23 protein-coding genes are annotated in these 25,881 nt (G+C 72.1%); 13 read left to right on the top strand and 10 right to left on the bottom strand.

The genetic code is table 11. The features are described 5' to 3' along the window. Window positions 1–35 precede the first annotated feature (35 nt). Entirely contained in the window at window positions 36–1,127 is a 1,092-nt protein-coding gene (locus ABII15_RS18905; RefSeq protein ID WP_353943514.1) for a potassium channel family protein, read from the top strand. A 23-nt stretch (window positions 1,128–1,150) separates the two neighbouring features. Beyond that, the gene (locus ABII15_RS18900) at window positions 1,151–2,131 is read left to right on the top strand and encodes an NAD(P)H-quinone oxidoreductase (RefSeq protein WP_353943513.1); all 981 of its coding nucleotides are present in this window, start codon (window positions 1,151–1,153) and stop codon (window positions 2,129–2,131) included. Between the two features lie 23 nt (window positions 2,132–2,154). Here ABII15_RS18900 and ABII15_RS18895 read toward each other — a convergent pair whose 3' ends face one another. Further along, entirely contained in the window at window positions 2,155–2,523 is a 369-nt protein-coding gene (locus ABII15_RS18895) for a hypothetical protein (protein ID WP_353943512.1), read from the bottom strand. A 156-nt stretch (window positions 2,524–2,679) separates the two neighbouring features. Between ABII15_RS18895 and ABII15_RS18890 the strand changes: the two genes are divergently transcribed. Together ABII15_RS18890 and ABII15_RS18885 are read left to right on the top strand one after the other, a co-directional pair. Next, a complete protein-coding gene (locus tag ABII15_RS18890) occupies window positions 2,680–3,222 on the top strand; it encodes a bacterial proteasome activator family protein (protein WP_353943511.1) in 543 nt (180 codons plus the stop codon). Window positions 3,223–3,578: 356 nt separating this feature from the next. Beyond that, window positions 3,579–5,180, top strand: coding sequence for a protein kinase (locus ABII15_RS18885; protein ID WP_353943510.1), 1,602 nt, complete (start codon window positions 3,579–3,581; stop codon window positions 5,178–5,180). Window positions 5,181–5,296: 116 nt separating this feature from the next. Here ABII15_RS18885 and ABII15_RS18880 read toward each other — a convergent pair whose 3' ends face one another. Continuing rightward, on the bottom strand, window positions 5,297–5,752 hold the full coding sequence (locus ABII15_RS18880; protein WP_353943509.1) for a pyridoxamine 5'-phosphate oxidase family protein: 456 nt from the start codon (window positions 5,750–5,752) through the stop codon (window positions 5,297–5,299). Between the two features lie 116 nt (window positions 5,753–5,868). Beyond that, window positions 5,869–6,528, bottom strand: a complete 660-nt coding sequence (locus tag ABII15_RS18875) for a response regulator transcription factor (protein ID WP_353943508.1) — start codon at window positions 6,526–6,528, stop codon at window positions 5,869–5,871. A gap of 382 nt (window positions 6,529–6,910) precedes the next feature. On the opposite strand from ABII15_RS18875, the gene pdhA reads away from it, so the two are divergent. The 3 genes from pdhA to ABII15_RS18860 are packed head-to-tail and all read left to right on the top strand — an operon-like array spanning window position 6,911 to window position 10,501. Beyond that, window positions 6,911–8,158 carry a pyruvate dehydrogenase (acetyl-transferring) E1 component subunit alpha gene (gene pdhA / locus ABII15_RS18870; protein WP_353943507.1) on the top strand — a complete coding sequence of 416 codons (1,248 nt, stop codon included), beginning with the start codon at window positions 6,911–6,913 and terminating at the stop codon, window positions 8,156–8,158. A 1-nt stretch (window position 8,159) separates the two neighbouring features. Further along, window positions 8,160–9,140 carry an alpha-ketoacid dehydrogenase subunit beta gene (locus ABII15_RS18865; protein WP_353943506.1) on the top strand — a complete coding sequence of 327 codons (981 nt, stop codon included), beginning with the start codon at window positions 8,160–8,162 and terminating at the stop codon, window positions 9,138–9,140. Between the two features lie 17 nt (window positions 9,141–9,157). Continuing rightward, window positions 9,158–10,501: a dihydrolipoamide acetyltransferase family protein gene (locus ABII15_RS18860; RefSeq protein WP_353943505.1), complete on the top strand. Its 1,344-nt coding sequence runs from the start codon at window positions 9,158–9,160 to the stop codon at window positions 10,499–10,501. A gap of 84 nt (window positions 10,502–10,585) precedes the next feature. Here the strand turns inward: ABII15_RS18860 and ABII15_RS18855 are convergent, their stop codons facing one another. Further along, window positions 10,586–11,443, bottom strand: a complete 858-nt coding sequence (locus ABII15_RS18855; RefSeq protein WP_353943504.1) for a D-alanyl-D-alanine carboxypeptidase — start codon at window positions 11,441–11,443, stop codon at window positions 10,586–10,588. Between the two features lie 186 nt (window positions 11,444–11,629). On the opposite strand from ABII15_RS18855, the gene ABII15_RS18850 reads away from it, so the two are divergent. Both ABII15_RS18850 and ABII15_RS18845 read left to right on the top strand, forming a co-directional pair. Continuing rightward, complete coding sequence (locus tag ABII15_RS18850; RefSeq protein ID WP_353943503.1) at window positions 11,630–12,286, top strand: GntR family transcriptional regulator; 657 nt, start codon at window positions 11,630–11,632, stop codon at window positions 12,284–12,286. Continuing rightward, window positions 12,283–13,593, top strand: a complete 1,311-nt coding sequence (locus tag ABII15_RS18845; protein WP_353943502.1) for an MFS transporter — start codon at window positions 12,283–12,285, stop codon at window positions 13,591–13,593. Before ABII15_RS18850 ends, ABII15_RS18845 begins: the two co-directional genes overlap by 4 nt. Window positions 13,594–13,624: 31 nt before the next feature. Here ABII15_RS18845 and ABII15_RS18840 read toward each other — a convergent pair whose 3' ends face one another. Then, a complete protein-coding gene (locus tag ABII15_RS18840; RefSeq protein WP_353943501.1) occupies window positions 13,625–14,449 on the bottom strand; it encodes a maleylpyruvate isomerase family mycothiol-dependent enzyme in 825 nt (274 codons plus the stop codon). A 194-nt stretch (window positions 14,450–14,643) separates the two neighbouring features. Between ABII15_RS18840 and ABII15_RS18835 the strand changes: the two genes are divergently transcribed. Beyond that, window positions 14,644–15,441, top strand: a complete 798-nt coding sequence (locus ABII15_RS18835) for a carbon-nitrogen family hydrolase (RefSeq protein ID WP_353943500.1) — start codon at window positions 14,644–14,646, stop codon at window positions 15,439–15,441. A 226-nt stretch (window positions 15,442–15,667) separates the two neighbouring features. On the opposite strand, the gene ABII15_RS18830 is transcribed toward ABII15_RS18835, so the two are convergent. Continuing rightward, on the bottom strand, window positions 15,668–16,168 hold the full coding sequence (locus ABII15_RS18830) for an LURP-one-related family protein (RefSeq protein WP_353943499.1): 501 nt from the start codon (window positions 16,166–16,168) through the stop codon (window positions 15,668–15,670). Window positions 16,169–16,348: 180 nt separating this feature from the next. On the opposite strand from ABII15_RS18830, the gene ABII15_RS18825 reads away from it, so the two are divergent. Next, window positions 16,349–17,842 (top strand): FG-GAP and VCBS repeat-containing protein, encoded by a 1,494-nt coding sequence (locus ABII15_RS18825; protein ID WP_353943498.1) that lies wholly within the window; start codon window positions 16,349–16,351, stop codon window positions 17,840–17,842. Between the two features lie 147 nt (window positions 17,843–17,989). Then, a complete protein-coding gene (locus ABII15_RS18820; protein ID WP_353943497.1) occupies window positions 17,990–19,297 on the top strand; it encodes a hypothetical protein in 1,308 nt (435 codons plus the stop codon). On the opposite strand, the gene ABII15_RS18815 is transcribed toward ABII15_RS18820, so the two are convergent. Then, a complete protein-coding gene (locus ABII15_RS18815; RefSeq protein WP_353943496.1) occupies window positions 19,227–20,102 on the bottom strand; it encodes a YhjD/YihY/BrkB family envelope integrity protein in 876 nt (291 codons plus the stop codon). The genes ABII15_RS18820 and ABII15_RS18815 overlap by 71 nt on opposite strands. A gap of 73 nt (window positions 20,103–20,175) precedes the next feature. Between ABII15_RS18815 and ABII15_RS18810 the strand changes: the two genes are divergently transcribed. After that, window positions 20,176–21,972, top strand: a complete 1,797-nt coding sequence (locus ABII15_RS18810) for an NHL domain-containing thioredoxin family protein (protein ID WP_353943495.1) — start codon at window positions 20,176–20,178, stop codon at window positions 21,970–21,972. Between the two features lie 25 nt (window positions 21,973–21,997). Here the strand turns inward: ABII15_RS18810 and ABII15_RS18805 are convergent, their stop codons facing one another. From ABII15_RS18805 to ABII15_RS18795, 3 genes are all read right to left on the bottom strand, one after another. Beyond that, window positions 21,998–22,720, bottom strand: coding sequence for a DUF4232 domain-containing protein (locus ABII15_RS18805; protein ID WP_353943494.1), 723 nt, complete (start codon window positions 22,718–22,720; stop codon window positions 21,998–22,000). A gap of 98 nt (window positions 22,721–22,818) precedes the next feature. Next, on the bottom strand, window positions 22,819–25,542 hold the full coding sequence (locus ABII15_RS18800; protein ID WP_353943493.1) for a BTAD domain-containing putative transcriptional regulator: 2,724 nt from the start codon (window positions 25,540–25,542) through the stop codon (window positions 22,819–22,821). A gap of 76 nt (window positions 25,543–25,618) precedes the next feature. Further along, window positions 25,619–25,846 (bottom strand): DUF6458 family protein, encoded by a 228-nt coding sequence (locus ABII15_RS18795; RefSeq protein WP_353943492.1) that lies wholly within the window; start codon window positions 25,844–25,846, stop codon window positions 25,619–25,621. Between the last annotated feature and the right edge of the window lie 35 nt (window positions 25,847–25,881).

The raw sequence follows: 25,881 nt of genomic DNA, 5'->3' as shown, positions 1-25,881 counted from the left end.
GCCCTCAACTCGCGCGCAGAAGAAGGGTGTTTCACGTGAAACTGGCCGGCCATGACGCCATGGCGCGCCAAGCCGACGAGCGTACGACGACCTACCGGGTGAAACTGCCCCGGCGGGTCGTCGAGCGGCCGCTGCGCCAGGTCGCCCGCCGTGTCCTGATGGCGCTGACCGTGCTGCTGGCCACCGCGATGATCGTGTGGGCCGACCGCGGCGGCTACAACGACACGTCCGACGGCACGGTCGATCTCCTCGACTCCTTCTACTACGCGACCGTCACCCTCTCCACCACCGGTTACGGCGACATCGTGCCGGTCAGTGACTTCGCCCGACTCATCAACATCTTCGTCATCACGCCGCTGCGCGTGCTCTTCCTGATCATCTTGGTCGGCACCACGCTGGAAGTCCTCACCGAACGGACCCGGGAGGAATGGCGTCTGAACCGCTGGAGGTCCACCTTGCGTGACCACGTCGTCGTCGTCGGCTTCGGAACCAAGGGCCGCAGCGCCGTGGAGACGGTCTGCGCCACCGGTCTCAAGCCCGAGCAGGTCGTGGTCGTCGACCCGAGCGGCAAGGCCATCGAGGCCGCCACCGCCCTCGGCTACGCGGGCGTCACGGGCGACGCGACCCGCAGCAGCGTGCTGCTGCGCGCCGAGGTGCAGCGGGCGCGGAAGATCATCGTCGCCACCCAGCGCGACGACACCGCGGTCCTGGTGACGCTGACGGCACGGCAGCTGAACCGCGCCGCGAAGATCGTCGCCTGTGTGCGCGAGGAGGAGAACGCGCCGCTGCTGCGCCAGTCGGGCGCCGACGCCGTGATCACCAGCGCCAGCGCGGCGGGCCGGCTGCTCGGTCTGTCGGTGCTCAGCCCGCACGCGGGCATGGTCATGGAGGACCTGATCCAGAAGGGCAGCGGCCTCGACCTGGTCGAGCGGACGGTGACCAAGCCCGAGGTCGGGCTCAAGCCGCGGGACACCGACGACCTGGTGGTCAGCGTCGTGCGCGGGCACCGCATGCTCGGCTACGACGATCCGGCCGTCGGCACCCTCCAGCTCACCGACCGCCTGATCACCATCGCGCGGGTGACGCCCACCCGGCAGGTGGTGCCCGACACGAAGCCGTTGCCGTAGGCGACGGGAGTAGCCTCGCGGCCATGTATGCGATCACGATCCCGGAACCCGGCGGACCCGAGGCACTCGTCTGGACGGAGGTCCCCGACCCCGTGCCCGGCGAGGGCGAGGTCCTCGTCGAGGTCGTCTCCAGCGCCGTCAACCGCGCCGACCTGCTCCAGCGGCAGGGCTTCTACAGCCCGCCGCCCGGCTCCTCCCCGTACCCCGGTCTGGAGTGCGCGGGGCGGATCGCCGCGGTCGGGCCCGGGGTCGGCGGCTGGTCGGTCGGCGACGAGGTGTGCGCGCTGCTCGTCGGCGGCGGTTACGCCGAGAAGGTCGTCGTGCCCGCCGGACAGCTGCTGCCGGTGCCCTCCGGCGTCGACCTCGTCACGGCCGCCGCGCTGCCCGAGGTGACCTGCACCGTCTGGTCGAACGTCTTCATGATCGCCCACCTGCGTCCGGGGGAGACCTTCCTGGTGCACGGCGGGTCCAGCGGTATCGGCACCATGGCGATCCAGCTCGCGAAGGCCGTCGGCGCCAAGGTCGCGGTGACCGCGGGCACCAAGGAGAAGCTGGACTTCTGCGCCGAGCTGGGCGCGGACATCCTCATCAACTACCGCGAGCAGGACTTCGTCGAGGAGATCCGCGAGAACACGGCGGGCGCGGGCGCCGACGTCATCCTCGACAACATGGGCGCCAAGTACCTGAACCGCAACGTCGACGCCCTCGCCGTCAACGGGCGGCTCGCCATCATCGGCATGCAGGGCGGCGTCCAGGGCGAGCTGAACATCGCCGCGCTGCTCGGCAAGCGCGGCGCCATCACGGCGACCACGCTGCGGGCCCGCCCGCTCGCGGAGAAGGCGGCCGTCGTCGCGGCGGTCCGCGAGCACGTGTGGCCGCTGATCGAGGGCGGGCACGTACGGCCGATCGTGGACCGCACGCTGCCGATGAGCGACGCCGCGCAGGGCCACCGGATCCTGGAGGAGTCGGGCCACATCGGCAAGGTGCTGCTGACGAACGCGTAGCGGCCGGGCCCGTCCGGGCCCGGTCAGCGGCGCAGCCGCAGCGCCAGGAAGCCGAGCCCGAGCCCGGTCAGCAGCAGGCCCGCGCCCAGCGGCAGCACGTCGACGAGCGGCCCGCCGAGTTCCCGCCGCACGAGGGTCTGCCGTGCGGCGGCGGGCCGCTCGGTGTCGCGCGGCGCGGGGGTCGCGGCCGGCTCGGAAGTGGGCGGCGGCACGGGCTCGGACTCCCGCGGCGCGGGCAGCTCCCGGCCGGGCGGTGTCCGGCCCACCCCCGCCCGGCTGCCGGCGAGGGATCCGTGCGGCGAGGGCTCGGCCGCGTAGGCGACCCACCCCAGCACCACCGGCACCACGAGCAGCACGGCCAGCGTGCCGGCCGCCCACCGAAGCCGCCGCATGCCCTGCCCCTTCCGCCGCACGACCTGGAATCTGCCCCAAGACTCACATAAGTGGATAAAACAGGCACGCCGGATGTGGGGCCGGGCCGGGCGGTGGATCAATCCGTAACGGGGGCACCACGGTCATGTGAGTGCTCGGTGCGAGAGAATGGCGGCATGGAGATGCCGAGGAACGAACAGTCGCCGGAGAACCCGCAGATCTTGGTCGTGGGCCAGGACGGAATGGCTCTGGGTGGCGGCTCAGACGACGGCTCCCGCGAGGTCCCGGTGACGGAGATGGTGGAACAGCCCGCCAAGGTGATGCGGATCGGCAGCATGATCAAGCAGCTGCTCGAGGAAGTGCGCGTGGCGCCGCTGGACGAGGCGAGCCGGCAGCGGCTCAAGGAGATCCACGCCAGCTCCGTCAAGGAACTGGAGGACGGGCTCGCGCCCGAGCTCGTCGAGGAGCTGGAGCGGCTCTCCCTGCCCTTCACGGACGACGCGACGCCGACCGACGCGGAGCTGCGCATCGCGCAGGCCCAGCTGGTGGGCTGGCTGGAGGGCCTGTTCCACGGCATCCAGACCACGCTGTTCGCCCAGCAGATGGCGGCGCGGGCCCAGCTGGAGCAGATGCGCCGCGCGCTGCCGCCGGGCGTCGGCGGCGGTGACGAGGACGAGGACCCGCGCGCGGGCGGCCGCTCGGGCGGCCCGTACCTGTAGCGGCGGCCGCGGCACGACACACGTACGGACGACGGGTCCGGCCCGCGCGAGCAGCGCGGGCCGGACCCGTCCGTCGTCGTGCTCGCCGTCCGGCGTGAGCTTCGCCACCGGGCGGTAAGGCGGGATGCCCGTTAGGTGAGCGTTGTGCCAGGCAGTGGTCGTGGGACCGGCACAGAATTGGCGCGCACGATTTGCATGGCCTGCACGCCAACGGGTTTGATGTCCGGTCCGTCTCGGGCCGGGGCGGTGTCCGGAGCCTGTAGCGTGGCCGCGACGGAGACCGTAATTCACAACCGCGCGTACTCCGACGGGACACAGGAATCCGGCAGCACGGACAGAAACGACGGCGAGGACCGATGGCACAGGCAGGCGCTCAGGGCCCGTCCGACCCCGAGTCGACTGGCGGCGGTATGTCAGACGCGCCGGAGATGTGGGGCAATGGCGGGCTCGTCGGGGACGGCCGGTACCGGCTGACCCGCAGACTCGGCCGGGGCGGCATGGCCGAGGTGTTCGCGGCCGAGGACGTACGTCTCGGACGCACCGTCGCCGTCAAGCTGCTCCGCTCCGACCTCGCCGAGGACCCGGTCTCCAAGGCCCGCTTCACGCGCGAGGCCCAGTCGGTCGCGGGCCTCAACCACCACGCGATCGTCGCGGTGTACGACTCCGGTGAGGACTACGTGAACGGCCAGGCCGTTCCGTACATCGTCATGGAGATCGTCGAGGGCCGCACCATCCGCGACCTTCTGCTCAACGCCGAGGCGCCGGGCCCCGAGCAGGCCCTGATCATCGTCTCCGGGGTCCTGGAAGCGCTCGCGTACTCGCACCAGCACGGCATCGTGCACCGCGACATCAAGCCCGCGAACGTCATCATCACCAACACCGGCGCGGTGAAGGTGATGGACTTCGGCATCGCGCGCGCCCTGCACGGCGCGCAGTCGACCATGACGCAGACCGGCATGGTCATGGGCACGCCCCAGTACCTCTCCCCCGAGCAGGCGCTCGGCAAGGCCGTCGACCACCGCTCCGATCTGTACGCGACGGGTTGTCTGCTCTACGAACTTCTCGCGCTGCGGCCCCCGTTCACCGGTGAGACGCCGCTCTCCGTCGTCTACCAGCACGTCCAGGACTCCCCCGTGCCGCCCTCCGAGGTCTCGGACGCGACGCCGCCGGAGCTGGACGGGCTCGTCATGCGCTCGCTCGCCAAGGACCCGGACGACCGGTTCCAGACGGCCGAGGAGATGCGCGGGCTCGTCCAGTACGGGCTTCAGATGCTGTACGAGCAGGGCGGCCACACCGGCACCTGGAACACCGGCCCGGTCGACCTGCACGAGGGCGGCGGGACCCCGGCGATGGGCGTCGCGGCCACCACGGCCATGCAGCACCCCGGCGACAGCGGCACCGCCGCCCAGCCGATGCTGCGCCCGCCGGGCGACGACGGCGGCTTCGAGGGCGGCGGCAACAAGGGCGGCGGCCGCGGCAAGCTGTGGATCGTCGCCGTGCTCGCGGTGATCGCGATCGCGGTCGGCGTCGCCTGGGCGGTCAGCGACAGCGGTGGCGAGAAGGGCGGCGGGACGAAGCAGTCGCCGACGCCGACGCAGTCGGAGACGAAGAAGTCCAAGGAGCCCTCGCAGGAGGAGACCACCGAGGACACCGGGACGGACACCTCGGGCGGCTACACCGACCAGCCGCCCCAGCAGCAGACGACGCAGGCGCCCCCCACCCGGCAGCCGACCAGCGAGGCCCCGTCCGACACGGGCACGCCGACCGACGGCACCGACGGCGGTCAGAACACGGGCGGCGGCGGCACCGACGGCGGCACGGACGGCGGCACCGACGGAGGGACCGACGGCGGCACGGACGCCGGTACGTCGGACGGCGGCACGGACGCCGGGGCGACCGAGGGCAGCTCGGCGGGCAACGGCGGCGCGACGCCGACGCCCCCGACGGCCACGCCCTGACCGGCGCCCCTCCCGTCACCGGCGGCCCTGATCCGGACAGCCGGGTCAGGGCCTGTCCGGCGGATCTTGTCGCGGGCGCGGGCCACCCGGCTGCGACCTGATCCGCCGGACAGTCCCTAGGGCCGTCGTGTCGTCCGCAGCGCCGGCGGCTCCACCGCGGCGGACCCGCCCCGCAGCTCGTGCACCGTCATGAACTGCGGGGTCACGCGCAGATAGACCGGCTCGTAGACCTCGCCGTCCGCGTAGTGCGGGGCGGCTCCGAAGAGCTCCAGTTCCGCGGTGCTTGGCTCGGTCAGCTCACAGGTGCCGACGCACTGCACCGACCACTGGCCCGCCTCGCCGGGCCGCTCGGCGCCGAGGTTGTCCGCGCCGTACGCGACGACGCTGCCGACGCACGCCTGGTGGTAGTCGTATCCCCGGTGCATGCGCAGCAGCAGGCGGCCGTCGGCCACGACGTGGCGGGCGGCGGCGAGGAAGGGCAGGGCGCGCATGCTCGTGGCGACTCTCCCGTACGGCACTCGGGAGAGAAGCTCGAAGCCGCGGTCCAGGTCCGGCTGCGTCTCGGAGGGCATGTCACCACTGTGCGATGCCGACACCGCGCCGGGAAAGAGGAGCCCGCCCCCAGCGCGGGGGACCTACGTCCCGTGTGGGCGGGCATCCGGGTGAAGCGGTGGCGATGCGAACGCGCTCAGTGCTTCTCGGCCTGCAGCCGGGCGACGTACGCGGCGGCCTGGGAGCGGCGCTCCATGCCGAGCTTCGACAGCAGGCTGGAGACATAGTTCTTGATCGTCTTCTCGGCGAGATGGAGGCGCTCGCCGATCGCGCGGTTGGTCATGCCCTCGCCGATCAGGTCGAGGATCCGGCGCTCCTGGTCGGTGAGGCCGGCCAGCCGGTCGTCCTCCTTGCTCCGGCCGCCGTCGCGCAGCCGCTCCAGGACCCGGGCGGTGGCGACGGGGTCGAGCAGCGACTTGCCCGCGGCCACGTCCCGTACGGCCGTCAGCAGCTCATTGCCGCGGATGGCCTTCAGGACATAACCCGAGGCACCGGCCATGATCGCGTCGAACAGGGCCTCGTCGTCCGCGAACGACGTCAGCATCAGGCACTTGATCGACTCGTCCTGGGAGCGGATCTCCCGGCACACCTCGACGCCGCTGCCGTCCGGCAGCCGCACGTCCAGGACGGCGACGTCGGGCCGGGTGGCGGGGATGCGCACCAGGGCGTCGGCCGCGGTGCCGGCCTCGCCGACGACCTCGATGTCGTCCTCGACCGACAGCAGCTCGTGGACGCCCCTGCGGACCACTTCGTGGTCGTCGAGGAGAAATACCTTGATTTTTCCGTCTTCGCGCACGGAGTCAGTCTCACATATCAACTCACGCAGCGCCCTAGATGACCAAGGGGTGACCGGGATAACGTGCCGGTGTTCCGGCCCCCTGCCACGCTGATACCAGGTGCCGTCGCACAGCTGTTGACCTGCGGCGCTCCGTCCGAGATGCGATTACTAGGAAATCCAATCAAGCACTTAGTTGGAAATCCAAGCAAAATCGCAGGTCAGATGGGGTTTCGCAGATGTGTGACCCACTGGGTAACGTGCTGGGTGAAGGGTGCTTGCCGGAGCACTTGTCGCGCCTGTCTCCGGAACCTCGCACCCACCCCGTGCGTGGACGGATCAGGCGAGCCGAGCCGACTGGCCATCCGGCAATCCCGGGGGCCGGACCGACGGAGGAGCACACGTGACCGTTGACAGTGCTGCCAGCACTGGCGCAGCGCGCACCCCGCGCAAGCGGACTGCCGCGAGCAAGACCGCTGCGAGCAAGACTGCCGCGAAGAAGTCTGCCGCCGGCAAGACTGCCGCGAGCAAGTCCGCGAAGAAATCCCCCGGGAGGACCGCGGCCGCCAAGGGACAGCCGGACCTGGTCCAGCTGCTGACCCCCGAGGGCGAGCGGGTCAAGAACGCCCAGTACGACAAGTACGTCGCCGACATCACCGACGACGCGCTGCGCGGCCTGTACCGCGACATGGTGATGGCCCGCCGGTTCGACGCGGAGGCCGTCACGCTCCAGCGCCAGGGCGAGCTGGGCCTGTGGCCCTCGCTGCTCGGCCAGGAGGCCGCCCAGGTGGGCTCCGCCCGCGCGACCCGGGACGACGACTACGTCTTCCCGACCTACCGCGAGCACGGCGTCGCCTGGTGCCGCGGGGTCGAGCCGGAGAACCTGCTCGGCATGTTCCGCGGTGTGAACAACGGCGGCTGGGACCCCAACGCCAACAACTTCCACCTGTACACGATCGTCATCGGCTCGCAGACGCTGCACGCCACCGGCTATGCGATGGGCATCGCCAAGGATGGCGCGGACTCGGCCGTCGTCGCGTACTTCGGTGACGGCGCGAGCAGCCAGGGCGACGTCGCGGAGTCCTTCACGTTCTCCGCCGTGTACAACGCGCCGGTCGTGTTCTTCTGCCAGAACAACCAGTGGGCGATCTCCGAGCCGACCGAGAAGCAGACCCGCGTGCCGCTCTACCAGCGCGCGCAGGGCTTCGGCTTCCCGGGCGTGCGCGTCGACGGCAACGACGTGCTGGCCTGCCTCGCCGTGACCCGGTGGGCGCTGGAGCGGGCGCGCGACGGCGAGGGCCCGACGCTGGTCGAGGCGTTCACGTACCGGATGGGCGCGCACACCACCTCCGACGACCCGACGAAGTACCGGGCCGACGAGGAGCGCGTCGCGTGGGAGGCGAAGGACCCGATCCTGCGCCTGCGCACCTACCTGGAGAACCACACCGACACCGGCGCGGAGTTCTTCACGGACCTGGAGACCGAGAGCGAGACCCTCGGCCGGCGGGTGCGCGAGGCCGTGCGCGGCATGCAGGACCCGGACCGGATGGCGATGTTCGAGCACGGTTACGCGGACGGGCACGCGCTCGTCGACGAGGAGCGGGCGCAGTTCGCCGCCTACCAGGCGTCGTTCGCGGAGGAGGGTGCCTGAGATGGCCGTACAGAAGCTTCCGATCGCCAAGGCGATCAACGAATCCCTGCGCACGGCGCTGGAGACCGACCCGAAGGTCCTCGTCATGGGCGAGGACGTCGGCAAGCTCGGCGGTGTCTTCCGGGTCACCGACGGGCTGCAGAAGGACTTCGGCGAGGACCGGGTCATCGACACCCCGCTCGCCGAGTCGGGCATCGTCGGCACCGCGATCGGCCTGGCGCTGCGCGGCTACCGGCCGGTGGTGGAGATCCAGTTCGACGGGTTCGTCTTCCCCGCCTACGACCAGATCGTCACGCAGCTCGCGAAGATGCACGCCCGCGCGCTCGGCAAGGTCAAGGTGCCGGTCGTCGTCCGGATCCCGTACGGCGGCGGCATCGGCGCGGTCGAGCACCACAGCGAGTCGCCCGAGGCGCTGTTCGCGCACGTGGCGGGCCTGAAGGTGGTCACGCCGTCGAACTCCTCGGACGCGTACTGGATGCTCCAGCAGGCCATCCAGAGCGACGACCCGGTGATCTTCTTCGAGCCCAAGCGCCGCTACTGGGACAAGGGCGAGGTCGACACCGAGGCCGTCCCGGGCGATCTGCACAAGGCCGTCGTGGCCCGCGAGGGCACCGACCTGACGCTCGTCGCGTACGGGCCGATGGTGAAGGTCTGCCTGGAGGCCGCCACGGCGGCCGCCGAGGAGGGCACCTCCATCGAGGTCCTCGACCTGCGCTCCATCTCGCCGCTGGACTTCGACGCGGTACAGAAGTCGGTGGAGAAGACGCGGCACCTGGTGGTCGTGCACGAGGCGCCCGTGTTCCTGGGCTCCGGCGCGGAGATCGCCGCCCGGATCACCGAGCGGTGCTTCTACCACCTGGAGGCGCCCGTGCTGCGGGTCGGCGGGTACCACGCGCCGTATCCGCCGGCGCGCCTGGAGGAGGAGTACCTGCCGGGCCTCGACCGGGTGCTCGACGCCGTCGACCGCTCGCTGGCGTACTGAGGGAGAGGTCGAACGTCATGGTGCGCGAGTTCAAGATGCCCGACGTGGGCGAGGGTCTGACCGAGGCCGAGATCCTCAAGTGGTACGTACAGCCCGGTGACACCGTCACCGACGGGCAGGTCGTGTGCGAGGTGGAGACGGCCAAGGCCGCCGTCGAGCTGCCGATCCCGTTCGACGGGATCGTGGGCGAACTGAAGTTCCCCGAGGGCACGACCGTCGACGTCGGACAGGTCATCATCTCCGTGGAGACGGGCGGGGAGACGGGCGGGGACGCCCCCGCACAGCCCGCCGCCGAGGAGCCCGCGGCGGCGGAGGAGCCGAGCGGGCGCCAGCCGGTGCTCGTCGGGTACGGCGTCGCCGAGTCCTCCACCAAGCGGCGGGCCCGCAAGGATCCCGCGGCCGCCAACGGCACCGCGGCGGCGGTGCTCACCGAGCAGCGCCCGCTGGCCAAGCCGCCGGTGCGCAAGCTGGCCAAGGACCTCGGGGTCGATCTGGCCACCGTGATCCCGGCCGGTGCCGACGGGATCATCACGCGGGAGGACGTGCACGCGGCGGTCGCGGCGGTCGCGCCCGCCGAGCCCGAGGTCGAGGAGATCCCGGTCCCGGCGCAGGCCCCGGCCACGGCTCCGGCGCCCGCGCCCGCGGCCGCGTACGACACCGCGCGCGAGACCCGGATCCCGGTCAAGGGCGTGCGCAAGGCGACCGCGCAGGCGATGGTGGCCTCGAAGTTCACCGCGCCGCACGTCACCGAGTTCGTGACGGTGGACGTGACGCGCACGATGAAGCTCGTCGAGGAGCTGAAGGCCGACAAGGACATGGCCGGTCTGCGGGTCAACCCGCTGCTGCTCATCTCCAAGGCGCTGCTCGTCGCGATCCGGCGGAATCCTGAGGTCAACTCCTCGTGGGACGAAGCGAATCAGGAGATCGTCCAGAAGCACTACGTGAATCTGGGCATCGCCGCCGCCACGCCCCGCGGGCTGATCGTCCCGAACATCAAGGACGCCCAGGCCAAGACGCTGCCCGAACTGGCGTCCGCGCTGGGCGAGCTGGTGGCCACCGCGCGCGAGGGGAAGACCTCGCCGGGTGCCATGCAGGGCGGCACCGTCACCATCACCAACGTCGGTGTGTTCGGCATCGACACCGGGACGCCCATCCTGAACCCGGGTGAGTCGGCGATCCTCGCCGTCGGGGCGATCAAGCTCCAGCCCTGGGTGCACAAGGGCAAGATCAAGCCGCGGCACGTGATGACGCTGGCGCTCTCCTTCGACCACCGGCTGGTCGACGGGGAGCTGGGGTCCAAGGTCCTTGCGGACGTGGCGGCCGTGCTTGAGCGGCCGAAGCGCCTGCTGACCTGGTCCTAGACCCGTACGACAGAAGTCCTGGAGCCGTACGACAGAAGGGGCGCCCCGTCCGACGGGGCGCCCCTTCCGCTTGCCTCGCGGAACCTACCTCTTGAAGCCGTAGTCCATCAGCTTCTTGGCGTCCGACGTGCGCGCCGAGACCGAGGTCGACTTCAGGACCGTGCCGATCACCGTCTTACTGCCGCGGGTCGCCGCGAACACCAGGCAGTAGCCCGCCTCCGGGCCCGAGCCGGTCTTCACGCCGATGGCGCCCGAGTACGAGCCCAGCAGGGTGTTGGTGTTGGTCCACGACATGTAGCGGTAGCCACCGCTCTTCGTGGTGACCTTCTGCTTCGTCGACTTGGTCTTCACGACCGAACGGAACGTCGAGCTCTTCATGGCGCTGCTCGCGATCTTGGTGAGATCGCGCGGCGTCGAGTAGTTCGAGCCGTTGCCGATGCCGTCGAACGAGTCGAAGTGGGTGTTCTTCAGGTTCAGCTTCTTGGCCTCGGAGTTCATCTTGCCGATGAACGACTTCACGCGTGCCGAGCGCGTGGAGCCCGAGCCGAACTTGTCCGCGAGGGCGTACGCCGCGTCGCAGCCCGAGGGCAGCATCAGCCCGTAGAGCAGCTGGCGGACGGTGACCTTGTCGCCGACGATCAGGCGGGCCGACGAGGCGCCGTTCTTGACTATGTAGTCGCTGTACGCCTTCTGGACCGTGACCTTGCTGTCCAGGTTCAGGTTGCTCTGGGCCAGCACCACCTTCGCGGTCATGATCTTCGTGGTGGAGCCGGTGGACCGCCGGGTGTCGGCGGCCTTGGTGAACAGGGTCGACCCCGTTCCGTTGTTCATCACGAAGCCGCCCTTGGCGGCGATGGTCGGCTTGGCCGGCGCCGTGGCCGCCTGGGCGGAGGTGGTCACCACTCCGCCGGCGAGCACACTTCCCGCGACGAGAACAGCCATGCCCGTTATGCGTCTATTCAACTTGTACGCTCCAAATGCCCCTGAGGGGCGGCCCGTTGGGATGGGGCGCCCGCACAGAAGAGACGAATGAGGCGGGAGAAGGGTTGCACGGTTCCGCGCACCTTTCTTCGTCCCGCATGGTGGACGGTGGTCGGCTTGCGTACGTGTTGTATCTATGATGTGCGCATGCCCTCGACCGTCACCGAAAAACGACCGCCCGCCGCAGAGCGCGTCTACGACCACGTGAAGCGCGCCGTGCTCGAACGCCGCTACGAGGGAGGGACGTTGCTCACCGAGGGCGAGCTGGCCGAGGCGGTCGGCGTCTCCCGCACGCCGGTCCGCGAGGCCCTGCTGAAGCTGGAGGTCGAGGGGTTGCTGCGGCTCTACCCGAAGAAGGGCGCCCTCGTGCTGCCCGTCTCCGCGCAGGAGATCGCGGACGTCGTGGAGACCCGGCTGCTCGTCGAGGAGCACGCGGTGCGCAAGGCCGTGCCCGCGTCGCCGTACCTCATCGACCGGCTGGCCGAGCTCCTCGACCAGCAGCGCGCGCAGGTCGCCGCCGGCGAACTCGCCGAGGCCGCCGCCACCGACCGCTGCTTCCACGCGGAGATCGTCCGCAGCGGCAACAACGCGATCCTCTCGCGCGTCTACGACCAGATGCGCGACCGGCAGCTGCGGATGGGCGTCGTCGTGATGCAGGCCCACCCGGACCGCACGGCGAAGACGCTCGCCGAGCACGAGGAGATCCTCGACGCGCTGCGCGCCGGGGACGTGGAGGCCGCCGTCGCGGTGGTGCGCCGGCACGTCTCGCGCGTGCGCGACCTGGCCCGGGGTGAGGAGCGATGAGCAGTTCCGCCGCCGCCCCGTCCCTGCCCGGCGATCCGCCCGGCGGCCGGCGGGCCGTCGTCGTGTGGTCGATCGGTGTCGCCGTCTACTTCGTCGCCGTCGTCTTCCGTACGTCGCTCGGGGTGGCCGGGCTCGACGCCGTCGAGCGCTTCCACATCAACGCCTCGGCCCTGTCGACCTTCTCCATCCTCCAGCTGCTCGTGTACGCGGGCATGCAGATACCCGTCGGCCTGATGGTCGACCGGCTCGGCACCAAGAAGGTGCTGACCATCGGCGTGGTGCTGTTCACCGTCGGACAGCTCGGCTTCGCCTTCTCGTCCTCGTACGGCATGGCGCTCGCCTCGCGCGCGCTGCTCGGCTGCGGGGACGCCATGACGTTCATCAGCGTGCTGCGGCTCGGCACGCGCTGGTTCCCCGCGCGGCGCGGTCCGCTGGTCGCGCAGCTCGCAGGTCTGGTCGGCATGGCGGGCAATCTGGTCTCCACCCTGGTGCTCGCCCGGCTGCTGCACGGGGTCGGCTGGGAGACGGCGTTCGCGGGCAGCGCGGTGCTCGGCGTGCTCGTCCTGGTGCTGATGGTGCTGTTCCTGAAGGACCACCCCGAGGGGTTCGAGCCCGCGCCGCTGCCGACGACGCACAAGGGCGCCGCGTACGTGCGCGCCCAGATCGCCGCGTCCTGGCGGGAGCCGGGGACCCGGCTCGGCCTGTGGGTGCACTTCACCACGCAGTTCCCGGCGATGGTGTTCCTGCTGCTGTGGGGGCTGCCGTTCCTGGTGGAGGCGCAGGGCCTGTCGCGCGGCACGGCCGGCGAGCTGCTGACGCTCGTCGTGCTCTCCAACATGGTCATCGGGCTCGTCTACGGGCAGATCGTCGCCCGGCACCACACGGCCCGGCTGCCGCTGGCGCTCGGCACGGTCGCCGCCGTCGCCGTGCTGTGGGCGGCGCCCATGGCCTGGCCGGGGCGGTCGCCGATGTGGCTGCTGCTGGTGATGTGCGTGGGGCTCGGCGCGTGCGGGCCCGCCTCGATGATCGGGTTCGACTTCGCGCGGCCCGCCAATCCGCCGGAGCGGCAGGGCACCGGCTCCGGAATCGTGAACATGGGGGGCTTCGTCGCCTCCATGACGACGCTGCTGGCCGTGGGCGTGCTGCTCGACGCGACCGGGGACAACTACCGGATCGCGTTCGCCGCGGTGTTCGTGCTGCAGGGAGTCGGGGTGAGCCAGATTCTGCGGTTGCGGAAGCGTGCCGCCCGGGCCGAGCGCGAGCGGCTCGTCGCTTCCCGGGTCGCCTCGGTGCACGTGCCCGTCTGAGGCGGGGGGCGGAGGAGCGCTGTTTCCGGGGTCAGTGGGTGATGACCAGAGCGTGGAGGATGGCCGAGGCCAGGTCCTGGTCGCCCTCGATCTTCACGCGGTCCGCGACCGCCTCGGGGGTGACCCGGCCGCAGGACAGCCGTACGTACGTCTCCCAGTCCAGGGCGAGCGTCACCGCCGGGCCGAGCGAGGGGGCGCCGTCGATCGTGCCCCTGCCCTCGGCGTCCACGCGGACCGTGCGCAGGAACTCCACCGGGCCGTGCACGTCGAAGACCACCGCGGAGTTCGGCGGGGCGCCCGCGTCCTTCGCGACGATCTTGGAAAGCACGGCGAGGAGCATGTCGCGGGTGACGTGCGCGCCCGGGGAGTCCAGGTTGCCCGGCTTGCCGAGCGCCCACCGCAGGTCCTGCTCGTGCGCCCAGATGTCGAACGCCCGCCGCCGCAGGGCGAACTCCAGCGTCTCCTCGACCGCGCGCGGGCCGCGCACGATGGTCTCGGGGTCACGGGACTCGTTCCGCAGCTGCCGGGAACGGCGGATGATCGTGTACTCCAGCTCGGAGGCCATCTCCGGCGCCGTGTGGTGCCGGCGGACGTCGACCTGGACCTCCGTGTAGCGCTGCGCCTCCGTCTGGACGTGGTACAGGTCACGGGGCAGGGTGTGGATGGGCCGCGGGTCGCCGAGCATCTCGCAGTCCACGCCGATGACGTGCGAGACGATGTCCCGCACCGACCAGCCGGGGCACGGGGTCGCCCGGCTCCACTCACCCTCCGCGAGCGGTGTGACCAGCTCGGATATCGCTTCCACGGAGTGGGTCCAGGCGTCGGCGTAGGACTGAAGGCTGGGGTGGAGACTCACGGAAGGGAACCCCTTGAACGGTTGGTGCGCGGTGGGTACACGGGCGGTGACTCAGGGCTGCGGGCACGTGCGGCGTGGGTGTCTTGGGAGGCTAAGTTACGCTGCCCCGAGGCACCCCTGCAGTGCTTTCGTGTGACGATCGTAGGCCGTTGTTGACGTGAAGCCGACGGCTCGAATGCCAGGACGGTGGTACTGTGCGCGCCTCTCTCATCCAGATCGCAGTAAACGAGGACGAATCGGTCAACTCCCGCCGGGACCGTGTCAGTTCGCTGGTACGTGATCAGGCCGGATCCGCCGACCTCGTCGTGCTTCCCGAGCTGTGGCCGACCGGGGCTTTCGCCTACGAGCTGTTCGCGTCCGAGGCCGAGCCGCTGGAGGGGCCGACCTTCGAGGCGATGTCCAAGGCGGCGCGGGACGCGGGCGTGTGGCTGCACGCCGGGTCGATCCCTGAGCGGGACCCGGACGGGCCGCTGTACAACACCGCGCTGGTCTTCTCCCCCGACGGGGAGCTCGCCGCCGCCTACCGCAAGATCCACCGGTTCGGCTTCGACAAGGGCGAGGCCGTGCTGATGAGCGCCGGGCGGGAGCTGGTGACGGTCCGTCTTCCGGAGACCGTCGCCGGGGTGACGACCTGCTACGACCTGCGCTTCCCCGAGCTGTACCGGGGGCTCGTCGGGCTCGGCGCCGAGACGCTGATCGTCTCCGCCGGGTGGCCCGAGCGGCGGCGCGCGCACTGGACGCTGCTCGCGCAGGCGCGGGCTGTCGAGAATCAGGCGTTCGTACTGGCCTGTGGTTCGGCGGGGACGCATGCCGGGGTGCCGCAGGCCGGGCACAGTGTCGTGGTGGATCCGTGGGGGGAGGTGCTCGGCGAGGCGGGTGCCGGTGAAGAGGTTCTCCGCGTCGAGTTCGATCCGGGCCGGGTCGGGGAGACCCGGGAGCAGTTCCCGGCCCTGAAGGACCGCCTCCTGGGCCTGGACCCGCCCCGCCGCTGACCGTTCCCTTCGTCCCCGGCCGCGGGCCGGTGGCCGCTTCTCGCGCAGTTCCCCGCGCCCCTGAGATGCGCACTTCGTGCGGCATCTCATCAAGAGAGGCGCGCGGACCTTAAGCCTCAAGAGAGGCGCGCGGGTCGCGGCCTCGGGGGAGGCTGCGCGGAGCGCATGCCTCAGGGGCGCGGGGAACTGCGCGACCAGCCACGACGAAAGGCGCACCCGGCGACGGTCAGTCCACGACGCCGCGTTCCTTCTCCGCCAGATGGATCACGCAGACCGCGACAGCGATCAGCAGCGCCGGGTCGGCGTCCTCCCGGATCACGTTCACCCCGTACGTGTCACGCACCCGCAGCCACCGCCGGGAGATCTCGGCGAGGAGCTCCCCCTCGTACTCCACGGCGAACTCGCGGTCCAGGATCTTGCCGCTGACGTCGAGCTCGGTCTCACCGTCGGCGAGCGCGACCCGGTAGTGGTTGCGCAGCAGGGAGAGCCGCTTGCGCCGGACGCGCGCCAGCTCCTCGTCGGCGCGCTCGATCACCATCGTGTCGCGCAGCGCGAACATCTTCTGGTGGATGTCGATGAGGACGCGCCCGTCCGGCCCCTTCAGCTCGAAGGTGTCGCGCAGCCGCATCGCCTTGCCGTCGACGAGGAACGCCTTGTGGCCGTTCTCGTCCTCGATCCAGTAGTCCTCGCCGATGGCGAAGAGCCGTTCCCTCACTTCGTAGCGCATACGTCGAGAGTTCCCCCGACGCGCCGTCAGGATCCCTCCCCGATCCCTAAAGGAGCAGCGGCGGCCCAAGACCCGTAGCAATCAAGACAGTTCAGTGGTAGCTGCAACCATTAGAGGAACGGGTGGGTCCTAAGAGGTGGACGTGACTTTACGACCTGACCAATCGAAGGAACTCCCCTCATGGCACGTGCACGCATTCGTCTGACCGCACCGCTGATGGCCGCCGCCCTCGTCGGCGCCGGGTTCGCCGCCCTGTCGCTGGCCCCGGGACAGGCGGCCGCCGCCACCGCGGGCAAGGCCGACCGCGCCGACGACTTCAACGGGGACGGCTACGCCGACCTCGTCTCCGGCGCCGCCGGCGGCACCGTCTCGGGCAAGGCGGGGGCCGGCTACGTCGCGGTGACCTACGGGTCGCCGACCGGCCTGAAGGCCACGAACAAGATCCTGATCAGCCGCTCGACCGCCGGTGTCCCCGGTTCCGCCGCCGCCAAGGAGGGCTTCGGCGCGTACGTCACCAAGGGCGACCTCGACGGGGACGGCTTCAGCGACCTCGTCATAGGCAGCACCAAGTCCACCACCGGCGCCGTCGTCCTGTGGGGCTCCGCCTCCGGCCTGACCGGCGGCACCGGCATCGCCACGTACGGCCGCACGCCCCAGGTCGGCGACTTCGACGGCGACGGCAAGGCCGACCTGGCGCTGCTCGCCGCGATGGGCTCCTACGGCGACGACCCCGAGCACCAGGCCGCCGCCCTCTGGAAGGGCCCGATCACCCGGGCCGGCGCCCCCGCCAAGAAGCTGAACTTCATGGACAAGTCCGAGTGGTGGGGCTACGGCAAGGACGACGCGACCTGCGTCGACGACCCGTCCGGCTGTGTCGACGGCCCGGACTCGACGACCGGCCCGGTCTTCTTCGAGGCCGTCGGCGACCTCAACGGCGACAGCCGCGACGACCTCGCCCTGCGCTCGTACAACGGCGACGGCATGTGGAACAACACCGTCCTGTACGGCAGCGCCGCGGGCTTCAAGCGCGGCTGGGCCCCGGAGACCCAGGGCGCCCTCGCCGCCGGTGACGTGAACGGCGACGGCATCGACGACCTGGTCGTCGGCTCCGACCCCGAGGACTCCGACATCGGCGACACGATGCAGAAGGTCACCCTCGCGTTCGGGTCGAAGGACGGCCTGAAGGGCGACCGCACCCAGGAGTTCGACCAGTCCCTGCCCGGTTTCTACGGCGCCCAGGAGGACGGCGACCACCTCGGTTCCTGCGTCGCGGTCGGCGATGTCACCGGCGACGGCAAGGCCGATGTCGCGCTCGGCATCTCCGGCGAGGACTTCAGCGGCCAGACGGACGCGGGCGCGGTCGCGCTGCTGCCCGGCTCGGCGAACGGCGTCACCGGCACCGGCTCCGTCGTCCTGAACCAGAACTCGGCGGACGTGCCGGGCGTCGCGGAGAGCGGCGACCTGTTCGGCTCCGACTGCGCGCTGCTCGACGTGAACGGCGACGGCAGCCGCGACCTGGCCGCCTCCGCCACCGGCGAGAACGACTCCTCCGGCGCGGTCTGGACGTTCCCGGGCTCTGCGAACGGCGTGACCGGCACCGGCTCGATCGCCCTCAACCCGACCGACCTCGGCGCCCCCGACGCCAAGGCCTTCTTCGGCAGTCCCCTGAAGTAAGCGCCCCGAAGGCGCGCGGGGAACTGCGCGACCAGCCAGGACGAGACCGCGGACGCGTCTGCTCATGACCGGGCAGACGCGTCCGCGGTCTTTTGACGCCCGGATGCTCAACGAGCGAAACCCGCCCACTTCACGTCTCCTGAACACATGACCAGGGACGACGAACTCGCCGCACTGAAGGCCCGGGTACGCGAACTGGAGGACGAGCGGCCTCGGCGCCGCCGATCCCGCCCGAAATCGGCCCTCGCCGTCGTCCTGGTCGTCCTCGCCGCGCTCCTCACCCCGCTCGGCGTGGTCGCCGTCTGGTCGAACGCGCTGATCGGCGACACCGACCGCTACGTCCAGACCATGGCCCCGCTCGCCGACGACCCGGATGTCCGAACGGCCGTCACCAACCGGGTGACCACGGCCGTCATGGACCGGATCGACGTCGGCGACCTGCTCTCCGGCGTCGCCCCCGCCGACCGGCCCCTCCTGGAGAAGGCGCTCGGCGCCGCCGACGGCCCCCTGACCAGCGGCCTCACCTCCCTGGTCCGCACCACCACCGAGAGGTTCGTGGCGAGCCCCGCCTTCACCACCGTATGGAAACAGCTCAACCGCACCGCCCACGCCGCCGTCGACAAGGCCCTCACCGGCCACGACGACGGCGCCGTCCAGATCAAGGACGGCGAGGTCACCCTCGACCTCGCCCCGGTCGTCGACCAGGTCAAACAGTCCCTCGTCGACCAGGGGCTCACGGTCGCCGGGAACATTCCCGAGGTGCACACCAGCATCACCCTGATGCAGTCCACCGGCGCCCTCGCGAAGGCCCGTACCGGCTTCCGCCTGCTCCAGCTGCTGTCCTGGGTGCTGCCGCTGCTCGTCGTCCTGCTGGCCGCCGGCGCCGTCCTGCTCGCCCGCCGCAGGCGCCGCGCCCTGATCACCGCCGCCCTCGCGGTCGCCGCGGGCGCGCTCGTCCTCGGCCTCGCCCTGTGGATCGGCCGCGCCGTCTACCTGGACGCCCTGCCCGCCGACGTCTCCCAGCCCGCCGCCGGCGCCGTCTACGACACCCTGGTCCGCTTCCTGCGCACGGCCGTCCGTGTCGTCGCCGTCCTCGGCGCGGTCGTCGCCCTCGCCTCCTGGCTGAGCGGCCCCGGCCGCTGGGCGGGTGCGGTGCGCGGCGCGTGGACCGGCGCGATCGGCTCCGTACGGGAGACGCTGACCACCGGCACCTTCGGCCCGGTCGGCCCCTGGGTCCACCGGATGCGCACCTGGCTGAACCTCACGGTCGCCGCCGTCGCCGCGGCCGTACTGATCGCCTGGTCCTACCCCACCGGACTGGTGGTCCTCTGGATCGCGGTCGCCGCCGTCTGCGCCCTCGCCGTGATCGAGTTCCTCGACGCCCCTACGCTGCCGCCGCCCGCCCTGCCGGAGGAGTCCGCAGACGGCGCGCCACCGGCCGCTCCCGCGCGATGACGCACCCGGCGGAGATCCCCACGCACACCACCGTGAACAGCACGATCAGCCACGACAGCAGCGAGAAGACCAGGCCGAACGGCCCGAACTCGGCGAGCGAACGGTCCAGCGTGCGCGGCATGTAGAGACGCGAGGCCCACGACAGCGACACCACACCCACCCCCGTGAGCAGCGCGCCCGGCAGCAGCGGCAGCCACGGCACCCGCCCGCCCAGCAGCAGGTGCTGCGTCCACCACCACAGCAGCACGCTGGCGGCGTACGACAGCGGCAGGCCCAGCCACGGGCCCGCGCCGAAACCGCCGCGCAGCAGGTTCTGCAGGATCACGACGGCGAGCCACACGCACAGCCACGCCACCCACCGCCACGCGATCAGCTTCAGGCCGGCCGACGGCAGCCCCCACGCCCGCTCGCACACCCGCTGCAGCGCGCGACTGCACGCGGTCGCCGACGCCAGCATGACCAGCGCGCCGACCACCCCCGACGTGTCCCGCACCGCCGAATCCGTGCCCCCGTCGCCGTACACCTGCCGCACCTGGTCGAGCGAGTCGCCGCTCAGCCCGAGGGCGCCGCGCGCCGACTCCAGCATCTGCTCCCGTACGGCGTCGGGCGCGAACGCGGCGACGACGAACAGGATCGGGATCGCCGTCAGGAACGTCTGCGCGGCCAGCCGGGTCGCCGAGTCCAGCAGGTTCACGGCGACCAGTTGCCGGGTCAGCCGCGTGACGAACGGGAACTCCTCCCGGATCTCCTTCGCGCGCGCGGCGGCCCACGCGGTCGCCCGGCCGACGGTGCTCGTGTCGCTCATAGCTGATCAGCATGCGCCGGGGCGGAGGGACCTGAGGGGAACGGCGCACAGAAGGGTGTGGTTGTCTTGAATCATGTCGAAGCGTGCACGTGTCCGGGCCCCTGAACTGGTGGGCAAGGGCGGATGGATCAACACCGACGGCGAGCTCCGGGGCCTGGCCGACCTGCGCGGCCGCATCGTCATCCTCGATTTCTGGACCTTCTGCTGCGTGAACTGTCTGCACGTCCTCGACGAGTTGCGGGAACTGGAGGAGAAGCACCGGGACACCGTCGTGATCATCGGGGTGCACTCGCCGAAGTTCGTGCACGAGGCCGAGCACGCGGCGGTCGTCGACGCCGTCGAGCGGTACGGGGTGGAGCACCCGGTGCTCGACGACCCGGAGCTGGCGACCTGGAAGCAGTACGCGGTACGGGCCTGGCCCACGCTCGTCGTGATCGACCCCGAGGGGTACGTCGTCGCGCAGCACGCCGGCGAGGGACACGCGCACGCCATCGAGAAGCTGGTCGGCGAGCTGGAGGCCGAGCACACGGCGAAGGGCACGCTGCGGCGCGGCGACGGCCCGTACGTGGCGCCCGAGCCGGTCGCGACCGACCTGCGTTTTCCCGGCAAGGCGCTGCTGCTGCCGTCGGGGAACTTCCTGGTCAGCGATACGACCCGGCACCAGCTCGTGGAGCTGGCGGCCGACGGGGAGTCCGTCGTGCGGCGGATCGGCAGCGGTGAGCGGGGCTTCGGGCCCGAGTCGTTCAACGAGCCGCAGGGGCTCGCCCTGCTCGACGCGGACACCGTCGTCGTCGCCGACACCGTGAACCACGCGCTGCGCGCCGTCGACCTCCCGACCGGCGCGATCAGCACCCTCGCGGGCACCGGCAAGCAGTGGTGGCAGGGGTCGCCGACCAGCGGTCCGGCGCGCGAGGTCGACCTGTCCTCGCCGTGGGACGTGGCCGTCTTCGACGGCAGGGTGTGGATCGCCATGGCGGGCGTGCACCAGCTGTGGACGTACGACCCGCGGGCCGGGACCGTCCAGGTCGCGGCCGGTACCACCAACGAGGGGCTGGTCGACGGTCCCGGCCCCGAGGCCTGGTTCGCCCAGCCGTCCGGGCTCGCGGCCACCGAGGACCGGCTCTGGGTCGCCGACTCGGAGACGTCCGCGCTGCGCTGGGTGGACCTCGACGGCGTCGTGCGCACCGCGGTCGGCACCGGCCTGTTCGACTTCGGGCACCGGGACGGCGACGCCGGACAGGCCCTGCTCCAGCACCCGCTGGGCGTCACCGCGCTGCCCGACGGCTCGGTCGCGGTCTCGGACACGTACAACCACGCGCTGCGCCGCTACGACCCGGCGACCGGGCAGGTGACCACGCTCGCCACCGATCTGCGGGAGCCGAGCGACGCCGTGCTGGCCGGCGACTCCGGCGAGATCGTCGTCGTGGAGTCGGCGCGGCACCGGCTGACCCGGCTGCGGCTGCCCGAGGAGGCCGTGCGCGTCGAGTCCGTCGCCCACCGCACCCAGCGCGCCGCCACCGAGGTGGCGGGCGGCAAGCTGCGGCTGGACGTCATCTTCCGGGCGCCGGCCGGGCAGAAGCTCGACACCCGGTACGGGCCCTCGACCCGGCTCCTCGTCTCGGCGACGCCGCCCGAACTGCTCGTGGCCGGTGACGGGCCGGGCACCGACCTGGCCCGTGAGCTGGTGCTGAACCCGGCGGTGCCGGAGGGCGTGCTGCACGTCTCCGCGATGGCCGCGTCCTGCGACGACGACCCCGCCAACGAGTACCCGGCCTGCCACGTCCACCAGCAGGACTGGGGCGTGCCGGTCCGGGTCGCCGAGGGCGGGACGGACCGGCTGCCGCTGGTGCTGGCGGGCCTCGACGCCTGAGCCGCCCGGGCCGCCTGGGTGACCGTCAGTTCGCGTACGGCATCCGGGGGTTCCAGGACAGCACCTCGATGCCGTCGGCGCGCTTGCCCGCGTACTCGACCTCGCCGGGCGTCTTCAGGGTGACGAAGGCGCCGGAGGCGTCGGCGTCGTTCATCACCAGGGAGAGCCGGATCGACGTGAAGTAGTCGTCGTCGGCCTTGACCTCCTGGTAGACGGGGAGCGCGGAGTAGATCGTGCCGCCGGCCGGGACGAGCAGCGGCTGCGGGGGCCGTACGTCGTCCTTGGCGACGGGCGCGTTGCCGTTGGCCTCGCCCGGCGTGACGATCGGGAACTTCTGCACGGTGCAGGCGCTGCCGGACTTGTTGACCGCGGTGATCAGCAGGTGGTCGCCCTGCTGCTCGGGGTTCTTGCGCTTGAGGGTGTAGCCGAGCGAGGTGACCTTGCACTCGGGCGTCTTCCTCGCGGCGGTCCCGCCCGTGGCGCCCTTGCCGCTGGAGCCGCTCCTGGCGGCGTCCGCCTCGGACGTGCCGCCCGCCTGTCGCTTACCCGTGGCCTTCGCGGTGCCCGAGCCGGTGCCCGAGCCGGTGCCCGAGCCGGTGTCCGTGCTCGCTGCCGCGCTCGTGTGCGTGGTCGCGGCGCCTTCGTCCTTGGTCCCCGTCGCGTCGCCGCCGGAGCAGGCGGTCATCGTCAGGCCGAGGACCACGGCGGCGGTGGCGAGGACGGTCGTGCGGGTGATGGTGCGGGCCATGATGGAGCTCCCCCGATTCGTGCGCCCGCCTTCTGGAGCGGCGGGCGGCTCGTGTCTCCCAAGGTGCCCGCCGCGATCGCCGTCCGGTCGCCCTCGCGCTAGCGCCCCGTCGCCGTTTGGCTGTCGGCCCGCGCCAACTGGGCGTCCGCCCGGCGCGCACCCTCCTCGAAGCCCCGCCGCAGCGCGTCCTCGCGGGCCCGGCACAGATCGGCGCGGGCCTCCTCGGCGCGGCCCAGCGAGAGCAGCGCGGCGCCGCGCGAGACCCGCAGCAGGATCTGGCGCAGCGGCGCGAGCCCTTCCGCGGCGGCGCCGGGCAGCGCGAGGCCCCGCTCCGTGCAGACGAGTACGGCCTGATGGTCGTCGAGGGCGAGCAGCCGGCGGGCCAGGTGCTCCAGGGCCAGCAGTTCGGTGAGCACGTCGTCGGCGGCGCGGGCGAGTTCCGCGGCGCGCGTCAGATGGGCGAGGGCCGCGGGGCCCGGTGCGCCGGTGCGGTCCAGGGCGAGGGCGAGATTGACCAGCGCGGTGGCCTCGCTGGACGGGTCGCCCGCGCGGGCGGCGAGTGCCGGGGCCCGCTCCAGGTGTTCCAGGGCCTGGGCGAGCCGCCCCTCCTCGGTGAGGACCCAGCCGTACAGGGCGCGCACCCGCGCCTCGGCGTCCGGGTCGCCGAGCCGCACGGCGGCGGCCAGGCCCTGTTCGAGCAGCGGTATCCAGTCGTCGCGCACGTATCCGACGATCGACGGCCACTGGAGGACGACGAGCCGCCAGGCCCGGTCGTCGAGTCCCGCGGCGAAGGCGGCACCGGCGGCCGCCGCGAGGTTCTCGCGCTGTGCGGCGAACCAGCCGAGCGCGGCCGCCCGGTCGGGCAGCGCGGGCCCGCCCGTGTCGGCCCGCGCGTCCGGCGGCGGCGCGCAGCAGGGCCGGTCGTCGGGTTCGGCGACGGCGGCGGCGCGCAGGGCGGTGCGGACGTAGTGGTCGAGGAGGCGGACGAGGGGTTCACCGGCCGGTTCGGACGGGTCGTCGGCCGCCTCCTGCTGGGCGGGACCGCGCGCGAACAGGCGGACCAGGTCGTGCATCCCGTACCGGCCCGGGGTCCGCTCCGTCACCAGGTGGGCGGCGGCGAGCCGGTCCAGGGCGGTGGCGGCGTCGGCGGGCGGGGTCGCCGTGAGCGCGGCGGCCGCGTGGCGGTCGAGGTCGGGGCCCGGGAGCGTGCCGAGCCTGCGGAAGAGCAGCCGGGCGTCCGGGGGCAGGGTGCGCAGGGTGAGGCGGAGGGCGGCGGCGACCCCGGTGTCGTCGACGTCGAGGAGCGACAGGCGGCGCTGTTCGTCGGCCAGTTCGTCGGCGAGGGCGGCCAGTGGCCACTGCGGCCGGGCGTTGATCCGGGCCGCCACGACGCGCAGTGCCAGCGGCAGGCCCGCGCAGAGCGCGGCGAGCCGGGCCGCGGCGGCCGGTTCGGCGGCGAACCGGTCCTCGGCGCCGGTGGCGGCGGCGAGCAGCGCGGCGGACGCGGGACCGTCGAGGACGTCGATGCCGACGGTCCTGGCGAGTTCGCTGACCGCCAGACCGTCGAGGCGCAGCCGCGAGGTGACCAGGGCGGCGCTGCCGGGACCGGCCGGTAGCAGCGGACGGACCTGGGCGGCGGTGCGGGCGTTGTCGAGGACGACGAGCGGGCGGCGCGCCTCCGTGTGCGTCCGGTACGCGGCTGCCAACGCGCCCTGCGTCTCGGGCAGTTCACGGGCCGGAACACCGAGCGCGATCAGGAACTCGCGGAGCACGTCGGCGGTCTCCGGGCCGCTGTCGCCGGTCTCCTCGTCGCTGAAGCCGCGCAGATCGGCGAAGAGCACGCCCTCGTAACCCTCGCGTGCGGAATGCGCCCAGTGCAGGGCGGCCGCGGTCTTGCCGACCCCGGCGGGGCCGGTGATGACGACGACGGCGTGCTCGCGGCGCGCGGCGGCGCCGATCGCGGCCAGTTCCCGGTCGCGCCCGACGAAGCCGCGCGGTGGGCGGGGCAGCAGGTCGGGGCCGGGGGACCGCCCGGAGGCGGGTGGGGGCGCGGGCGTGGGCGTCGGTGCGGGCGGGGGCGCGGCGCCGCCCGCCAGGATCTCCGCGTACGCCTCGCGCAGCGCGGCGCCGGGGTCGACGCCGAGTTCGTCGGCGAGGAGGGTGCGGGTGCGGTGGTACTGGTCGATGGCGTCGGACTGGCGGCCCGAGCGGTACAGCGCCCGCATCAGGGCCCCGGCCAGCGACTCCCGCATCGGATGGGCGACGGCCTCGGCGTGCAGCAGCGACGCGGCCCGGGCGTGGTCGCCGAACTCGCCGTAGGTGCGGGCCAGTTGCTCGACCGCAGAGAGCCGCGCCTCCTCCAGGCCGTCCGCCGCGACCCGCAGCGGGCCGCCGGTGGCGACGCCGACGAGCGCGGGCCCGCGCCACAGCGCCAGCGCCTCCCGCAGCAGGGCGGCGGCGTCGTCGGGGGTGCGCTGGTCGCGGGCGAGCCGGACCAGTTCCTCGAAGCGGTGCGCGTCGAGCAGGGACTCGGGCATCTCCAGGACGTAGGCGTCGCCGCGGGTGACGAGCCGGACGCCCCATTCGTCGGCGCCGCCCTGCGCGAGCAGCGCCCGCAGCCGCGACACGTGTCCCTGGGCGACGGTTCTGGCCCGCGCGGGCGGGCCCTCGGGCCAGAGCGCGTCGATCAGCTGGTCGAGGGGGACGGCGGTGTTGGGGCGCAGCAGCAGCGCCGCGAGCAGGCTGCGCCGCTTGGCGGGCCCGAGCGGGAGTTCCCCGCTCCCTGTGGCCACGGCGACCGCGCCGAGCAGCCGGAACTCCACGACAGTGCTCCCCCTCGAACCCCGAAATCCCCGCGACTGCGATGTCCACAGGGTACGTGGGGGAGCCACTGATCTGTCAGATGCGCCGGTCCCGCTCGTCGTCCTCGATGACGGTGGTGCGGCTGTGGGGGCCGACCACGCTGCGGCGACGGCCGACGCTGCGGAACACGAAGAGTCCGATCAGGCCGACGATCATCAGGATCCAGCCGACGAGGTCGACGTTGACCCCCTTCATGTGCCAGTCGGTCGCGAAGGCGAGGATCGCGCCGACGGCGACCAGGATGATGCAACCTCCCATACTCATGAGGTTCCCTCCCCAAAAATCTGTGTGACGCACGG

This window comes from Streptomyces sp. HUAS MG91 (assembly GCF_040529335.1).
GTDB classification, from domain to species: Bacteria; Actinomycetota; Actinomycetes; order Streptomycetales; family Streptomycetaceae; genus Streptomyces; species Streptomyces tabacisoli.
This window is presented reverse-complemented; position numbering and strand designations above follow the sequence as displayed.

Coding starts and splice junctions, on each gene's coding strand:
- ABII15_RS18825 (WP_353943498.1), top strand. CDS start 16,349: ATGGCACGTGCACGCATTCGTCTGACCGCACCGCTGATGGCCGCCGCC.
- ABII15_RS18820 (WP_353943497.1), top strand. CDS start 17,990: ATGACCAGGGACGACGAACTCGCCGCACTGAAGGCCCGGGTACGCGAA.
- ABII15_RS18900 (WP_353943513.1), top strand. CDS start 1,151: ATGTATGCGATCACGATCCCGGAACCCGGCGGACCCGAGGCACTCGTC.
- ABII15_RS18830 (WP_353943499.1), bottom strand. CDS start 16,168: ATGCGCTACGAAGTGAGGGAACGGCTCTTCGCCATCGGCGAGGACTAC.
- ABII15_RS18880 (WP_353943509.1), bottom strand. CDS start 5,752: ATGCCCTCCGAGACGCAGCCGGACCTGGACCGCGGCTTCGAGCTTCTC.
- ABII15_RS18795 (WP_353943492.1), bottom strand. CDS start 25,846: ATGAGTATGGGAGGTTGCATCATCCTGGTCGCCGTCGGCGCGATCCTC.
- ABII15_RS18865 (WP_353943506.1), top strand. CDS start 8,160: ATGGCCGTACAGAAGCTTCCGATCGCCAAGGCGATCAACGAATCCCTG.
- ABII15_RS18890 (WP_353943511.1), top strand. CDS start 2,680: ATGGAGATGCCGAGGAACGAACAGTCGCCGGAGAACCCGCAGATCTTG.
- ABII15_RS18855 (WP_353943504.1), bottom strand. CDS start 11,443: ATGGCTGTTCTCGTCGCGGGAAGTGTGCTCGCCGGCGGAGTGGTGACC.
- ABII15_RS18895 (WP_353943512.1), bottom strand. CDS start 2,523: ATGCGGCGGCTTCGGTGGGCGGCCGGCACGCTGGCCGTGCTGCTCGTG.
- ABII15_RS18860 (WP_353943505.1), top strand. CDS start 9,158: ATGGTGCGCGAGTTCAAGATGCCCGACGTGGGCGAGGGTCTGACCGAG.
- ABII15_RS18850 (WP_353943503.1), top strand. CDS start 11,630: ATGCCCTCGACCGTCACCGAAAAACGACCGCCCGCCGCAGAGCGCGTC.
- ABII15_RS18885 (WP_353943510.1), top strand. CDS start 3,579: ATGGCACAGGCAGGCGCTCAGGGCCCGTCCGACCCCGAGTCGACTGGC.
- ABII15_RS18845 (WP_353943502.1), top strand. CDS start 12,283: ATGAGCAGTTCCGCCGCCGCCCCGTCCCTGCCCGGCGATCCGCCCGGC.
- ABII15_RS18815 (WP_353943496.1), bottom strand. CDS start 20,102: ATGAGCGACACGAGCACCGTCGGCCGGGCGACCGCGTGGGCCGCCGCG.
- ABII15_RS18810 (WP_353943495.1), top strand. CDS start 20,176: ATGTCGAAGCGTGCACGTGTCCGGGCCCCTGAACTGGTGGGCAAGGGC.
- ABII15_RS18805 (WP_353943494.1), bottom strand. CDS start 22,720: ATGGCCCGCACCATCACCCGCACGACCGTCCTCGCCACCGCCGCCGTG.